The 14,602-nt window shown below is 68.4% G+C and carries 13 protein-coding genes; 2 read left to right on the top strand and 11 right to left on the bottom strand.

All coding sequences use genetic code 11. The annotated features are described in order from the left end of the window. Window positions 1–3: 3 nt before the first annotated feature. Together topA and ACFQ9R_RS32800 are read right to left on the bottom strand one after the other, a co-directional pair. A complete protein-coding gene (topA, locus tag ACFQ9R_RS32805) occupies window positions 4–2,940 on the bottom strand; it encodes a type I DNA topoisomerase (RefSeq protein WP_378996389.1) in 2,937 nt (978 codons plus the stop codon). Window positions 2,941–3,177: 237 nt separating this feature from the next. Then, entirely contained in the window at window positions 3,178–3,384 is a 207-nt protein-coding gene (locus ACFQ9R_RS32800; RefSeq protein WP_019044597.1) for a cold-shock protein, read from the bottom strand. Between the two features lie 435 nt (window positions 3,385–3,819). On the opposite strand from ACFQ9R_RS32800, the gene ACFQ9R_RS32795 reads away from it, so the two are divergent. Beyond that, window positions 3,820–6,210 carry a DEAD/DEAH box helicase gene (locus ACFQ9R_RS32795; protein ID WP_378996387.1) on the top strand — a complete coding sequence of 797 codons (2,391 nt, stop codon included), beginning with the start codon at window positions 3,820–3,822 and terminating at the stop codon, window positions 6,208–6,210. Between the two features lie 299 nt (window positions 6,211–6,509). Here the strand turns inward: ACFQ9R_RS32795 and ACFQ9R_RS32790 are convergent, their stop codons facing one another. The 7 genes from ACFQ9R_RS32790 to ssd all read right to left on the bottom strand — a co-directional run bounded on the left by ACFQ9R_RS32790 (window position 6,510) and on the right by ssd (window position 11,877). Continuing rightward, a complete protein-coding gene (locus ACFQ9R_RS32790; RefSeq protein ID WP_378996385.1) occupies window positions 6,510–6,824 on the bottom strand; it encodes an Rv3654c family TadE-like protein in 315 nt (104 codons plus the stop codon). Window positions 6,825–6,942: 118 nt separating this feature from the next. After that, window positions 6,943–7,275, bottom strand: a complete 333-nt coding sequence (locus ACFQ9R_RS32785) for a TadE family type IV pilus minor pilin (protein WP_378996383.1) — start codon at window positions 7,273–7,275, stop codon at window positions 6,943–6,945. Window positions 7,276–7,298: 23 nt separating this feature from the next. Beyond that, on the bottom strand, window positions 7,299–7,508 hold the full coding sequence (locus ACFQ9R_RS32780; RefSeq protein ID WP_378661791.1) for a DUF4244 domain-containing protein: 210 nt from the start codon (window positions 7,506–7,508) through the stop codon (window positions 7,299–7,301). 72 nt (window positions 7,509–7,580) lie between these two features. Then, a complete protein-coding gene (locus ACFQ9R_RS32775) occupies window positions 7,581–8,201 on the bottom strand; it encodes a type II secretion system F family protein (RefSeq protein ID WP_378996380.1) in 621 nt (206 codons plus the stop codon). A 269-nt stretch (window positions 8,202–8,470) separates the two neighbouring features. After that, the gene (locus ACFQ9R_RS32770) at window positions 8,471–9,259 is read right to left on the bottom strand and encodes a type II secretion system F family protein (RefSeq protein WP_378996376.1); all 789 of its coding nucleotides are present in this window, start codon (window positions 9,257–9,259) and stop codon (window positions 8,471–8,473) included. A 217-nt stretch (window positions 9,260–9,476) separates the two neighbouring features. Beyond that, a complete protein-coding gene (locus ACFQ9R_RS32765; protein ID WP_378996373.1) occupies window positions 9,477–10,658 on the bottom strand; it encodes a TadA family conjugal transfer-associated ATPase in 1,182 nt (393 codons plus the stop codon). Window positions 10,659–10,725: 67 nt separating this feature from the next. Further along, window positions 10,726–11,877 (bottom strand): septum site-determining protein Ssd, encoded by a 1,152-nt coding sequence (ssd, locus tag ACFQ9R_RS32760; RefSeq protein ID WP_378996371.1) that lies wholly within the window; start codon window positions 11,875–11,877, stop codon window positions 10,726–10,728. A 414-nt stretch (window positions 11,878–12,291) separates the two neighbouring features. Between ssd and ACFQ9R_RS32755 the strand changes: the two genes are divergently transcribed. After that, complete coding sequence (locus ACFQ9R_RS32755; protein ID WP_378996458.1) at window positions 12,292–13,086, top strand: HAD-IB family hydrolase; 795 nt, start codon at window positions 12,292–12,294, stop codon at window positions 13,084–13,086. Between the two features lie 422 nt (window positions 13,087–13,508). Here ACFQ9R_RS32755 and ACFQ9R_RS32750 read toward each other — a convergent pair whose 3' ends face one another. Beyond that, window positions 13,509–14,255, bottom strand: a complete 747-nt coding sequence (locus ACFQ9R_RS32750; protein WP_378996368.1) for an oxidoreductase — start codon at window positions 14,253–14,255, stop codon at window positions 13,509–13,511. Between the two features lie 10 nt (window positions 14,256–14,265). After that, window positions 14,266–14,430: a hypothetical protein gene (locus ACFQ9R_RS32745; protein WP_378996366.1), complete on the bottom strand. Its 165-nt coding sequence runs from the start codon at window positions 14,428–14,430 to the stop codon at window positions 14,266–14,268. Window positions 14,431–14,602 lie beyond the last annotated feature (172 nt).

The following is a 14,602-nucleotide window of genomic DNA, read 5'->3' as shown; positions in this document are numbered from 1 at the left end:
CGATCAAGCCTCTTCTGCCCCAGCGGATTTCGCGGCGGCCTTCTTGGCCGGAGCCTTCTTCGCTGCCGTCTTCTTCGCGGTGGACTTCTTCGCCGCGGTCTTGGTCGCCGTCTTCGTCGCCGTCGACTTCACCGCCGCCTTCTTCGCGGGCGCCTTCTTGGCCGCCTTCTTCGCGGTCGTCTTCTTCGCCGCCTTCTTCACCGGCCCACGCGCCCGGCGATCGGCCAGCAGTTCGGACGCGCGTTCGTCGGTGATCGACTCGACCTCGTCGCCCTTGCGCAGGCTCGCGTTGGTCTCGCCGTCGGTGACGTACGGGCCGAAACGACCGTCCTTGATCACCATCGGCTTGTCGGTCGCCGAGTCCTTGCCCAGCTCACGCAGCGGTGCCGCAGCCGCGGCCTGACGCCCGCGACGCTTGGGCTCGGCGTAGAGCTTCAGCGCCTCCTCGAGGGTGACCGAGAACAACTGATCCTCGGTCGCCAGCGAACGGGAATCCGTGCCCTTCTTCAGGTACGGGCCGTAGCGGCCGTTCTGCGCGGTGATCTCCTCACCCGAGGTGGGATCGTTGCCGACCACGCGGGGCAGCGAGAGCAACATCAGCGCGTCGTCGAGGGTGATCTCGGCCAGGTCCATCGACTTGAACAGCGAACCGGTGCGCGGCTTGACCTCCGCGGCCTTCTTGGTCTTCTTCGCGGGCGCCGCGTCCGGTTCGGGTGCGGGCGGTTCCGGCAGCACCTCGGTGACGTACGGGCCGAAACGTCCTTCCTTGGCGACGATTTCGTTCCCCGACACCGGGTCGACGCCGAGCGAGCGCCCCTCCTGCGGCGTCGAGAACAGCTTCTCGGCGACCTCGGGCGTCAGCTCGTCGGGCGGCAGATCGTCGGGCAGGTTCGCCCGCTGCGAGATCCGATCCCCTTCGGGGTCATCGGGATTGATGATCATCCGCTCCAGGTACGGACCGAAGCGGCCGACGCGGACCACGACATCGCGGCCCTCTTCGTCGACGAACATCTTGATCGAGTTCACTTCGCGCGCGTCGATGTCGTCGAGCTGCACGGAGACCATCTTCTTGAGGCCACCGGACCGCGCGACCGAACCCTCGGCGCCGGATTCGCCACCGAAGTAGAAGCTGGACAACCAGTTTCCGCGTTGCTCGCGTCCACCGGCGATGGCGTCGAGATCGTCCTCCATCGCGGCGGTGAAGTCGAAGTCGACGAGTCGACCGAAGTAGGCCTCGAGCAGGCCGACCACCGCGAACGCCACCCACGCCGGGGCCAACGCGCTGCCGCGCTTGTAGACGTACCCGCGATCGAGGATCGTCTTGATGATCGAGGAGTAGGTCGACGGGCGGCCGATGCCGAGGTCTTCCAGCGTCTTGATCAGCGAGGCTTCGGTGTAGCGGGCGGGCGGGTTGGTGCTGTGGCCGTCGGGAGTGAGCTCGACGGCCGTGACGCTCTGGCCCTCTTCCAGTGCGGGCAAACGGGATTCGGCGTCGTCGGACTGGCCGCCCGCCTCCTCGTCCACGCTCTCGACGTAGGCCTTGAGGAACCCGGCGAAGGTGATGGTGCGACCCGAGGACGAGAACACACACTCCTCGCCGGTCCGCGCGGTGCCGGTGATGCGCAGGGTCAGCGTGGTGCCGCGCGCGTCGACCATCTGCGAGGCGACCGTGCGCTGCCAGATCATCTCGTAGAGCTTGAACTCGTCGTTGTCGACCTTCGAGGCCAGCTGACCGGGCGTCATGAAGGTGTCACCCGAGGGACGGATCGCCTCGTGTGCCTCCTGCGCGTTCTTGACCTTGCGGGTGTACTGGCGTGGCGACGGCGAGACGTACTCCGCGCCGTAGAGCTGGGTCGCCTGCGAGCGAGCCGCCGCGATCGCCGACTCCGACAGCGTCGTGGAGTCGGTACGCATGTAGGTGATGTAGCCGTTTTCGTACAACCGCTGCGCGACCCGCATCGTGCGCTCGGAGGTGAACCGCAGCTTGCGGCCCGCTTCCTGCTGCAACGTGGAAGTCATGAACGGCGGGTACGGCTTGCGCGTGTACGGCTTGGCCTCGGCCGAGCTGACCTCGAGCGCGGCGCCGTCGAGCGCCTCGGCCAGCCTGCGGGCATAGGCCTCGTCGAGCACGACGACACCGGTGGCCGACTTGAGCTGACCGTCGGAACCGAAGTCACGACCGGAGGCGACACGGTCGCCGGAGACCTGCACCAGCCGCGCGCCGAACGTGCGCGGGTTGGTCGAATCAGACTTCTCGTCGGGACCCGCGTCGAGCTTGGCGGCGATGTCCCAGTACCCGGCGGAGCGGAACGCGATGCGCTCGCGCTCACGCTGCACGATCACCCGGGTGGCGACGGACTGCACGCGACCGGCGGACAGCCGCGGCATGACCTTCTTCCACAGCACCGGGGAGACCTCGTAGCCGTAGAGGCGGTCCAGAATGCGACGGGTTTCCTGGGCGTCGACCAAATCGTTGTCGAGCTCGCGCGTGTCGGCGGCGGCCGCGAGGATGGCGGGCTCGGTGATCTCGTGGAAGACCATCCGGCGAACCGGGACCTTCGGCTTGAGCGTTTCGAGCAGGTGCCAGGCGATGGCCTCGCCCTCGCGGTCGGGGTCGGTGGCGAGGTAGAGCTCGTCGGCGTCGGCCAGCAAGCTCTTGAGCTCGGCGACCTTGGCCTTCTTATCCGGGTTCACCACATAGATCGGCTCGAAGTCGTGATCGACGTCGACACCGAGGCGGGCCCACGCTTGCCCCTTGTATTTGGCGGGCACGTCGGCGGCACCGCGCGGCAAGTCGCGGATATGGCCCACCGAGGCCTCGACCGTGTAGTTGCGACCCAGGTAGGGCGCGATCTTGCGGGCCTTGGTCGGCGACTCGACGATCACGAGACGACGCAGGGGTCGGCCCTGGTCGGCTGAACTGCGGTCTCGTGTTGCCACCGGCGAACACCTTCCTTCTAGATCCGCGCGTCGGGAGGTCCGCTCGGTGCGCGGCTGGGGCAGACGGCGACGTTCGGACATCACCACCAGTGACGTTTATACCCTGCGCACTTGGGGTAGAGGCATTTGCGGCGTTTCACGACGCGGGCGCTGTCCTGGGCGATGGTACCCGGAAATGACTCGTCCCCCTCCTCCGCATGCGGAGGAGGGGGACGAGGCGTTGTTGTGTTCCGCAGCTCAGGAGAGCGCGCGAACGCCGGTGGCCTGCGGGCCCTTGGTGCCCTGGCCTACCTCGAACTCGACCTTCTGGTTTTCCTCGAGGGTACGGAAGCCCGTGCCCTGGATCTCCGAGTAGTGGACGAAGACGTCAGCGGAGCCGTCCTCGGGCGCGATGAAGCCGAACCCCTTCTCCGCGTTGAACCACTTCACAGTTCCCTGTGCCATTCTGTTTCCTTCTCTTTCTACCGGAAACGGCGGACAACTGGGTTCGTCCACCGGGCCCGTTCCGACCGCTGTACTGTTGGTCCCCCTGCAAGGAAATCCTGAGCACGGCGTTCGCAACAACGATCCTGCTGATGGTTTGGACCTTGGATCCGTCCCTCGAACACAGAAGCTTGCGACCGAGACCCAGTGAACCATGTCTCTGCGCAATTCGACAGTCGAGTTACCGACTATTTGCAAAATTCATGATCTTGCGAATGTGCAGGTAAGGGACAGATTGGGTGTATCCGTACTTTCGGTCTGTTTGCTTCTTGATAACCGAGTGAGCTTCCAGCAAACATGCTGTGACCCAGATCGCTACTGGGTTACGAAATCCCAGGTAGTGGTTGTCGCACACACACGTTTCACACTTCGCGTGTCGCGTGAGAGAAGGACTGGATGAATCCGACAGACCGGACCGAGGTCCGAGAGCACGATACGGGCGAGAGCTATGGGCGATCGTTGCTCAATCGTGTCCTGACCGAGGCGGCTGCCGGCGGCAACCCGTTGACCCACATCGCCGAGCTGCCCGCACGGCGCGCACACACCACCGCGTGGCCGGAATGGGTGCCATCGGAGCTGGTCACAGCCCTGGACGCGCAGGAGATCACGCTGCCGTGGGAACACCAGACCCGCACGGCCGATCTCGCGGCGACCGGAAACCACGTCGTGGTGAGCACGGGAACCGCGTCCGGGAAATCGCTCGGTTACCAGTTACCGGTGCTCACCGCGCTGCACGACGACCCCCGCGCCACCGCGCTGTACCTCTCCCCCACCAAGGCGCTCGGCGCCGATCAACTCCGCGCCGTCGGCAGCCTGATCCATGACAATCCGCTGCGAGAGGCGCATCCGGCGAGCTATGACGGCGACACTCCCGCCGAGGTCAGACAGTGGGTGCGGGCCAACGCCCGCTGGATCTTCACCAATCCCGACATGCTGCACGTCGGGATTCTCCGTTCGCATCAGCGCTGGGCACGGGTGCTGCGCAACCTGCGGTATGTGGTGGTCGACGAATGCCACGCATATAGAGGAGTGTTCGGTTCGCACGTCGCGCTGGTGTTGCGAAGGCTGCGTCGGCTCGCCCGGTTCTACGGCGCCGACCCGGTGTTCATCCTGTGCTCGGCGACCAGTGCCGATCCGGCCGCGTCGGCGAGCAGGCTGATCGGGGCGCCGGTGGCCGCTGTCACCGAGGACGGGTCGCCGCGCGGCGCCCGGACCGTCGCCCTGTGGGAACCGCCGTTGAGCGCGATGCGCGCCGGTGAGAACGGAGCACCGGTGCGGCGCACCGCGACCAGCGAGGCGGCCAAGATCATGGCGGCGCTGGTGGCCGAGGGCGCCAGGACACTGACCTTCGTTCGCTCGCGGCGCGGTGCCGAACTGATCGCGCTCGATGCCCGTCGCGTCCTCGCGGAAACCGCCCCCGAGCTGCAGGAACGGGTTGCCGCCTACCGGGCGGGCTATCTGGCCGAGGACCGGCGGGAGCTCGAGCAGTCGCTGTCGCAGGGGACATTGCTCGGCGCGGCGAGTACCAACGCACTCGAACTAGGCGTCGACATCGCGGGCCTCGACGCCGTGGTCATCGCCGGTTTTCCCGGAACGGTCGCCTCGTTCTGGCAGCAGGCCGGGCGGGCGGGCAGACGGACGCAGGGTTCGCTGGTGGTGCTCGTGGCTACCGACGACCCGCTGGACACCTACCTGGTACACCACCCGCGAGCGCTGCTCGACCGGCCGATCGAGGCCACCATCACCGACCCGTACAACCCTTACATCCTCGGCCCCCAACTGCTGTGCGCCGCGATGGAGCTGCCGCTCACCGACGAAGAGGCGAGCGAGTTCAGAGCCGACGAAGTACTCGCCGACCTCGCCGATCAGGGCCTGATCCGGCGCAGGCCGGGCACCCGCGGCGCGGGTGCGCGCTGGCACATCACCGCGCACACCCACCCGCACGACGACGTGGATGTGCGCGGTGGGCTCGGCTCGCCGGTCGCGATCGTCGACGCCGAGACCGGACGCCTGCTCGGCACCGCCGACGCAGGCCGGGCACCCGCCACGCTGCACACGGGGGCTGTCCATCTGCATCAGGGCGAGACCTATCTGGTCGACGAACTGGACCTCGAGGGTGGTGTCGCGTTCGTCAACGAGGTGGATCCCGGCTTCACCACCAGTTCCCGGCAGATCACCTCGATCACCGTTCAGGGGGTGATCGAGGAGCGCGTGCTCGGCGCGGTCACGGCTGCATCCGCGCAGGTGGCGGTGACAAACCAGGTCGTCGGCTACCTGCGGACCCTGGTGACCGGCGAGGTGCTCGACCAGGTGGAGCTCGATCTGCCCGCGCACACCCTGCACACCAAGGCCGTCCTGTATACCGTCACGCCCCGGCTGCTCGCCGCCGCGGACATCTCCGACGAACAGCTTCCCGGCGCGTTGCACGCCGCCGAGCACGCCGCCATCGGCATGTTGCCGCTGGTCGCGGGCTGCGACCGGTGGGACATCGGCGGTGTCTCCATCGCCGAACATCCCGATACCGGCGCGCCGACGGTGTTCGTCTACGACGGTCAGCCCGGCGGCGCCGGGTTCGCCGAGCGCGGATTCGCCCAGCTCACGGACTGGTTGTCCGCCACGCTGAGCGTGATCCACAGCTGCGCGTGCCAGGACGGCTGCCCCTCGTGCGTGCAATCGCCCAAGTGCGGAAACGGCAACAACCCCCTGGACAAGGACGCCGCCGCGCGCTTGCTGACCGCCGTTCTCGGCGAGCTGCGGGCTCATCGGGAGCTACCTGCGGATTCATGATGTCCGCACGCTCGCGGCGTGACCGGCGAGACATCGCACTCGAAGAATGTTGGTCACTCGTCCGAATTACTGCTGACCAGCAGCGATATGTCAGCCGACGCCCCATGTCCGAATAAAAAGGACCACTCTTCTATTAACTGGCACATAGCCAACTGGAGCCACGGGCGCGATTACATCGTTTTTTTCATTTTTTTCTCGCCCAGATCAAAGAATGCGCATGAAATAGCGCATAAGCACTTCCGGTTAATTCGAATTGGTTCGGCGCGGAACAACCACCGGCCAGTGATAACACTTGCGCGTCACTCATTCTCTTCCACCGGACCCGCCCGTGCCGAAGCCTGCACAGTGCGCATACCGAACACTCCCGCTGACACATTCGCCTCGACATCTACAACAACATCCCACTGCGCGACCGAGCACCGCCGTACTCGAACCCCCATCCGCCGGGCGATCTCCCCGGCCTCCCCACATGCCGCCTCCGCGCTCTCCGCCAAGAGACCCGCCGCGGCCAGCGCGCCCAGATCCGCGGCCCCCTGCGCCCGATGCCGAGCCACCACCGCTACACCCACCTGGCCCACCAGCAACGTCAGGCAGATCAACCCCGCCAACGCCACACACACGAACGCCGTTGCCCCGCCTCCATCCGCCGTGAACCACGACGACCTACGATCCTTCGACCCGCACGGTTTCACTTCTCGAGCCGTTCCCTCCGCCGGCACCTGCGCATCGCTGTCACGGATCCACTCCCGGCTCGGTGGCGGCCACCGCTTCGGCGCGAAGGCGCAGGCCGGGCAGGAGTGGGGTGTTCGCGGCGACGGTGGCGACCACCCGATCGCCTTCGGTGCGGAGTTCGACGGTCGCGCCCGATGGGGCGACAGATCGTCCCGCGGTGATCGCGCGCGAGGTGTCACCCCGGGCAGCGAGGCGGGCGGTCTCGCGGGCAGCGTCGGTGCAGCGGACCTGGGTGGATCCTGCGAGCAGTGCGCCGACACACAGGGCTACGGCGCACACCAGGGCCGCGAGTGCGATGGCGGCCTCGACCGTCACCGCACCCGCGTCGGCCACGAGAGTGCCGGTGTCGCGGCGGTTTACACGCTCGTGTTGAGTGCCTTGTCGATGATGCCGGTCAGCGCGTTGACAATGCTGTCCCCGGTGACGACCCCGTAGAGCACGGCTCCGAAGGCCGCCGCGGCGATAGTGCCGATCGCGTACTCCGCCGTGGACATGCCGTCGTCCTCGAGCAGCAGACGCGTGATTCGAGTGCGGGCCCCCAGGTATACCGCGTGCGCGAACGTCATCGTGATCCCCTCTCTGGTTGCACCGCGCGGCTGATCCGCGCGGTGAAGTTTCGGTGGCCCCGTCGCAACCGGTCACAGCAGCCCACCGCCGCCGAGCACGCGGTCGGCGAGGCCGATAACGACCGGCACGATGCCGAGGCAGACGAAAGCGGGCAGGAAGCACAGGCCGAGCGGGCCACCGATCAGCACGCCGGCACGTTCGGCACGCGCGACGGCAGCGTCCTCCACGGCTTCGCGGCGTTGCGTGGCGAGTTCGCCGACTGCCGCGGCCAGCGAGGCGCCGGAACGCGCCGAACGACGCGCCATCCTGGCCAGCGACTCCACGTCATCGGCGCCCGCCGACCCCACCGCATCCGCCGCCGCCCGTTCCCATGCCGTCGCCGCGTCGGCGCCCAGCGCGAGAAGGTCTGCGGCCCTGAGCAATGCCGCCCGAAGAACCGGCGGCGCTGTCGGCGCGCTGGCTCGCGCGGCCGCGGCCATCGGCAGTCCCGCTCGGAGACACGCGGCCAGTAGATCGAACGCGGACGCCGACCCGAGCGGGTCGACCTTCGCGGTGTCACCTGCCGTCCCGGAGACGCCGGCCGTCGTCGGACCGAGCGCACGCACCCGTCGACTGACGGCCACTCGCCCTGGTAGCAACACAATCGCCACGGCCGCGATCAGCAACGCCCCCGGCGCAGCAGCACCATCCATCCCCTGCACAGCAAATCCCCTCCTCGAAGTTCGGTCCACACCCATCCACACCCCGATCCGAACTGCCCCACGCGGGGCACCGCGATCAGCGCGTGGTCTTGTTCGGTGATCACATCTGTCCACAGGCATTCGGCGACTACTCCCGCCCTGCCGTCGGGCCGTGACGCACACCGAGTGACGCTGTGCTCTTGCGGCGACGCACATTTGTCCACAGGGCATCCACACGAGTTGTCCACTACCGCCGTCCGTTCGACACCGTCCGGTGCGGATCAGGCGGTGCTCTTACGGGTGATGACATCTGTCCACAGCAGTCCACAGCAGGCGAGGGCGGCGCCCAGCGGGAGAAGTAGCTCCCCGGCTGGAGCAGCGAACAGGATGGTGAGCGGGGCAGCTCCCATCAGTTGTCCCAAGCCGATGCCTACCAGGGGAAGGCCGGCCAGGACGGTGGCCGATGCTCGGGCGCCGGCCAGTGCGGCTTCGGTGCGGTCGCGAAAGCGGATGCGTCCGAGTAGGTCGGATCTGGCGGCGGCGAGTAGTTCCGCCAGCGCCAATCCGTGCTCTTCGGCCACCCGCCAGGCCGCGGCGACTCGCGACAGTTCCTCGGCGACAATCGAATCCGGCTGGACCCAACCGTCGGCTCCGGAACCACCGAGGCGGCTGCGGCCGGCACTGATCGCCAGTACGCGCGCCGCTTCGCCGCGCGACTCGGCTGCGGCGGATTCGGCCGCCGCGCTCGGGTGGGCGCCCACGCGGAGCTCCCCGACCACAGCTTCGAGACCGGCCAGGAGGTAGCCGCATTCGCGCCGTCGTTCGCGGTCACCTCGACCACGCCGTTGACGGACCGCCACAGTGGTTCCCAGCATCAGTGCGGCCGACCCGACGCCGGGTCCGAACATGAACGCCGTGCACCCCAGCGCGATTCCTGCACACCACTCCACAGGCACGCGTTGTCGCGCAGTGCTCCCACTCGGCGCGAACAGCCGGGTGAACCGCCGTTGACCGCCTGCCACAGGCAGCACCAGCACCGCGATCGCGCAACAGAGCAACGCACTACCCATGAGGCCGCCTCCTCCACACCGAAACCCACATCTCGTTCGCCACACTCGCCGGCGGCAGCTCCGAGCACTACCCGCGGCGATCGCCGCTCCGCCTCCCCGCCCGCCGACCACCGCCCGGAATGGCGCGTAGACCTGTGAAGCCAGTTGCCCGCCGCTGTAATTCGCTCATGGCGACACGAATCCCGCGGAGCCACCACCGCATACGCGACCGAGTTACTCATCCGAGACGCACCTCGAGCAGCCGGTGGAGTTCGCCGAACGCGGGAGTCGGGTGGTCGTCCGCCCGCCAGGCGGGGGTGATGTGGACTCCCTCGAAATCACGGTGCAGGACCCCGATTTCGTGCAGAGCACGGGTTCCGTCGGAGCGGCGCCGAACGTGCAGGACTACCTGGACGGCGGCAGCCAGCTGGCTGTGCAGGGCCGCCCTGTCCATCCCGCCGAGCGCCGCCAATGCCTCCAGGCGCGCCGGAACTTCCTGGGGCGAGTTGGCGTGGACGGTCCCCGCACCGCCGTCGTGGCCGGTGTTGAGGGCCGTCAAGAGATCGACGACTTCGGCACCACGGACCTCTCCGACGACGATGCGATCCGGGCGCATCCGCAGGGCCTGACGGACCAAGTCGCGCACCGTAACAGCGCCTACCCCCTCGACATTGGCCGTCCTGGCAACCAGCCGAACAACATGTGGATGGACCGGAGCGAGCTCGGCGGCGTCCTCCACGCAGACGATTCGTTCGGCAGGGTCGACGGCGGCGAGCAGGGCCGAGAGCAACGTAGTCTTTCCCGCTCCGGTACCTCCCACGACCAGGAACGCGAGGCGGGCGCGGACGATGTCGCCGAGCAGACGACGGGCGTCCGGAGGAATCGAACCAGCGGCCGCCAGCGCGTCGAGGCCCTGGGTCGCGGGGCGGAGGATGCGCAGGGACAGGCATGTGCCGTCGTGGGCGACGGGGGCCAGTACCGCGTGGAGTCGAACGCCGAATGCGTCGCCCAGCGTGGCTTCGGTTCCGGCGAGTTTGCCGTCGACCCAGGGTTGAGCGTCGTCGAGGCGGCGGCCCGCGGCCGAGGCCAAGCGCTGGGCGAGGCGGCGAACAGCGGCTTCGTCGGCGAAGCGGACATCGGTCAGCTCCAGGCCGCGGCCACGGTCCACCCACACCGCATCCGGCCCGGTGACGAGTACATCGGCGACCCGAGAATCGTGCAGCAACGGCTCCAGCAGCCCCGCACCGGTCATCTCGGTCTGCAACAGGCGCAGGGCCCGGAGCAGATCGGTGTCGGCGAGCACCCCGCCCGCTTCCGTACGGATCGCGGCCGCCAGCTGCGCGGCATTTGGCACGCCCGGATGCTCGGCGAGGCGCTCACGGACGCGTTCGAGGAGGTCGACGGTCACAAAGGAGGTCATGTCGCGCCGGCTCCGTCCATCCGAAGGGCCGCACGACGGATGGAGCGCCGGGCGCTGACGGGGGTAGTCATCCCTCGGCTCCGACCATGGCGAGGACGGCGTCGGCGGCGTCGCGCAGGGGGCCGCGCCGGCGGACGCTCAGGCCACCGCGTTCGAGACGGGAGGCGAGGCCGGCCTGCCCGCGGACCGCGGCGAGAAGGGGCAATCCGAGAAGTTCGGCGACTTCCGCGCCGCGCAGCCCGCCGGGCGCGGGACCACGGACGACCAAGCCGCGGTTGGGGTTTCGTTCTCCGAGATAGGCCGAGACGACTTCGGCCGCGGCGATGGAGCGCAGTCGGGCCGGTACTACGAGGACGACCAGATCGGCGGCGTCGAGCATCGCGTCGGCCGCCGGGCCACGCTCACACGACACATCACAGACCACGAGATCGCCTGCGTCCCTGCCCGATTCGATGACCGCACGGACCGCCGCCGGCGCCAGCCCGACGGACGCGTGCGCCACGGAAGCCGAGTCGGGTCGTGATCGCCCGGGGCCCACCCCGGTGGCGGGTCGCGCTCGGCCGCAGGACAACACCGCCAAGCCGGGAGCCCCGACGGGCAACGCGTTGTGCAGCGCCGCAGCCGACACCCGTCCGTCCTCGATGATCAGGTCCGGCCAGCGCAGGCCCGGCACGTTCTCCATGCCCAACACCAGATCTATCCCACCGTCGAGCGGGGCACCGTCGATCAGCACCGTGTCGCGACGCACCCGCCGCGCGGCCCCGCGCAGCGCGGTCGCCGCGGCGAGCGTGGATGCGCCGGCACCTCCTCCCGCGCCGACCACCGCGACGACTATCCCTTCACCCGTGCGGGATTCGGCGTGTTCGGCGAACTGTTCGACCAGTGCGACAGCCGCCGAGGGCAATGCGACAACACGTTCGGCACCCACCGCCGTCGCCGCTTGCCAGTCGGGCACGGCAGGTTCCCCCTCGGTGACCAGGACGACGCCCGCCCGCCGCGGGAATCCGCCGACGGCGGCGGCAACAGCGGCGGCGGTATCGAGGATGACCATGCCTGCCCCGGCCCACGCATGCCTGCCGACCGGCATCACCCGTTCCTCGGTGACGCGCTCGGCGGCCGCCGCGACTCGACGCACCTCCGCGCGCAGCCGTTCATCACGCACGAGCACGAGAGCGGGCGCGATCTGTGGCGGGCCACCGCGCATCGGGACTGGGTTCATGCGACTCAGCGTTGCCGAGCGAGGAGTTCATCAACACCCCGAAAACACCGATTGTGGATAACTCGGGGGTGTGGAGAACTTTGACGATCGTCCTGAAAATAGAGGACGGCCCCAGCCGGGGGGGAGGAGGCTGGGGCCGTCGGGTTCAGCCCCGGGGGGTCGGGCTGAACGCGCCTGGACTAAGTCCAGGTGCCAGCAATACTACACCCACCCCCTGCCGCGGGCGCAAGTAGCATTCGCCGACATTCTTCGGCGATTCGCGCCGCCCGGCGTCCCCGGGGCAAACCCTTTTCCACGGTGCGGGCAGTCGATCCTGCGGTGCGCGCAGGTCGTGCCTATCCTGTTGACGTGACGCCAGAACGCGACCAGACCTCGCCTACGGACACAAGTCTCGGCAAAACGGGCCGAGCCCCGGTGCCGGGCGGGCGCGTCGCCGCGTTCTTCGACCTCGACAAAACGGTGATCGCGAAGTCGAGCGCTTTCGTCTTCAGCAAACCGTTCTACGCGCAGGGTCTGCTCAACCGCAGAGCCGTGTTGGAGAGCAGCTACGCACACTTTTTGTTCCTGCTTTCCGGTGCAGATCACGACCAGATGGAACGGATGCGGGCAAACCTCGCCAACATGTGCGCGGGCTGGGATGTGGAGCAGGTGAAAACCATTGTGGCCGAGACTCTTCACGATCTGGTCGACCCGCTGATCTACGCCGAGGCCGCCGATCTGATCGCCGATCACAAGATCCGCGGCCACGATGTGGTGATCGTCTCGGCCTCCGGCGAGGAGATCGTCGGACCGATAGCTGAGGTGCTCGGCGCCTCGCACACCGAGGCGACCCGGATGGTCGTCGAGGACGGCAAGTACACCGGCGATATCGAGTTCTACTGCTACGGCGAGGGCAAGGTCGCCGCCATCGAGAAGCTCGCCGCCGAGCAGGGCTACGACCTGTCGCGGTGCTACGCCTACTCCGACTCGGTGACCGACGTGCCGATGCTGAGCGCCGTAGGCCACCCGACCGCGGTGAACCCCGACCGCGCGCTGCGCAAGGAGGCGGCGAGCCGCGGCTGGCCGGTGCTCACGTTCTCCAACCCGGTGTCGCTGTGGTCACGATTCCAGGCGCCGTCGACCACCACTGTCGCCGCGACGGCGGCCGTCGGACTGAGCGCGATCATCGCCGGCGCGATCAGCTACCGACTGCTCCGCAAACGACGCTGACCGGCCGCTTGCAGCACGAATCTCCGAGTGACACGCCGAATTCATCGGGATTCGGTTATGCCCGCGAAACCCTTGATGTGAGTGCCATCACAGTGTAAGAATGGAGTCACGGAAGGACGGAAGGCCAAGACGGAGCCGGAAGAGAAGGTTTCGCCTCCCATACCACCCTTCCCAGCACGGACACCAGGCACCCACGCGGAGCGCGCCGCGACAAGGCCGAAAGAGTTGTGGGCCTGCGAAATTCGAGCCAACGTCGGCGAACGCCTCGCACAGGTTGCGGGGATGAACCGGCGGGGCTGGGATGATCGCCGAGGCCACCGAACACAACCCACCCTGCACGCTTGGTAACCGGGTGTTCCGTGCTAGCGGGCGGTGAGGTCGAGCAATCGACAACGCCGCCCGTTTCGATGTGTACGGCCGGTTCAGCCGGCCGCGGCGTCGGCGATCGAGTTCGCCTCGCGGGCCCCGTCTTCCAACGCGCCCGCGCAGAACAGCACCCAGCCACCCACGCCCTCCGCGGTGCCCATGCCGAATCCGGCGGCCGCGTCGAGGTAGGCCTGGCGGCGGCGCAGCCAGAACACCTCGGGCACGCCGAGGCTGTGCGGGTCGAGTCCGCTGGATACCGCGACCAGTCGCGAGGCAGCGCGCGCGACGACACCGTCACCGGTGCCGAACGGGCGCAACGACAGCAGCTCGCCGTGCACGATCGCCGCGATCACCGGGGCGGGCGCCTTGCTCGACTGGACGGTTTGCGTGAGCATGTCGAGCCGCTCGGCGACGCCGGGAGTCGAGCGCGGGCGACCGAGTTCCTGCCCGTCGGTCACCAGGTCGGCGGCGGCGAGCAGGTGCAGCCGGGCCAGCGCCTGCAGGGGCGCGCGCCGCCAGGTGCCGACGAGATTGGTGAGCGCGTCGCCGTCGAGCGCCTGACCCACCCGCAACGCGCCGGCCAGCACCGGGTCACTGACCTGACCGTCGGCGGGCAGGTCGGTGCTCGCGCCTTCGATGGCCGCCGAGGAGCGGGCGGCCCGCACGGCGGCTTCGGCGGCGGTGGTCGCCCAGCCACGCCGGTTCGACTTGTGCCGATGCACGGCCGCGAGCGCGTCGCGCGCCTTGTCGGCGGCCTCGCGCACGCCGGGCAGGTCGACCAGGGGCTGGAGCGGATCAGTCACGGCATGGAGGTTACCGCTCGTACAGTGCGGCCCCCACGGTCACATACAACCCGCGCACCGTCGGCCAGCTGCGATCCGGCCACGGCACCTCGGCGAGCCGCTTTGCTGCCGGGGTCACCGCCCTGCACCGCCGCGCTTCCCGCTCGGCCAGCCGTTCAGCATCGATTCGATCCACCGGCGTCTCCAACCCCGCGATCCACACCGCACCACCTCGGACGAATCCACGCTACGCCGATGAGCCGGGCTCTCGAAGGGTTTCGGGAGCCCGGCCGGCACCCTTACCCCGTGAGCAGCTCGCGACCAGGAATCGCCTCGAGCAATGCCCGTGTGTACTCCTCGCGCGCAGA

Origin of the sequence: Nocardia sp. NPDC056541 (genome assembly GCF_042794235.1) — a bacterium.
Classification (GTDB): Bacteria; Actinomycetota; Actinomycetes; order Mycobacteriales; family Mycobacteriaceae; genus Nocardia.
This window is presented reverse-complemented; position numbering and strand designations above follow the sequence as displayed.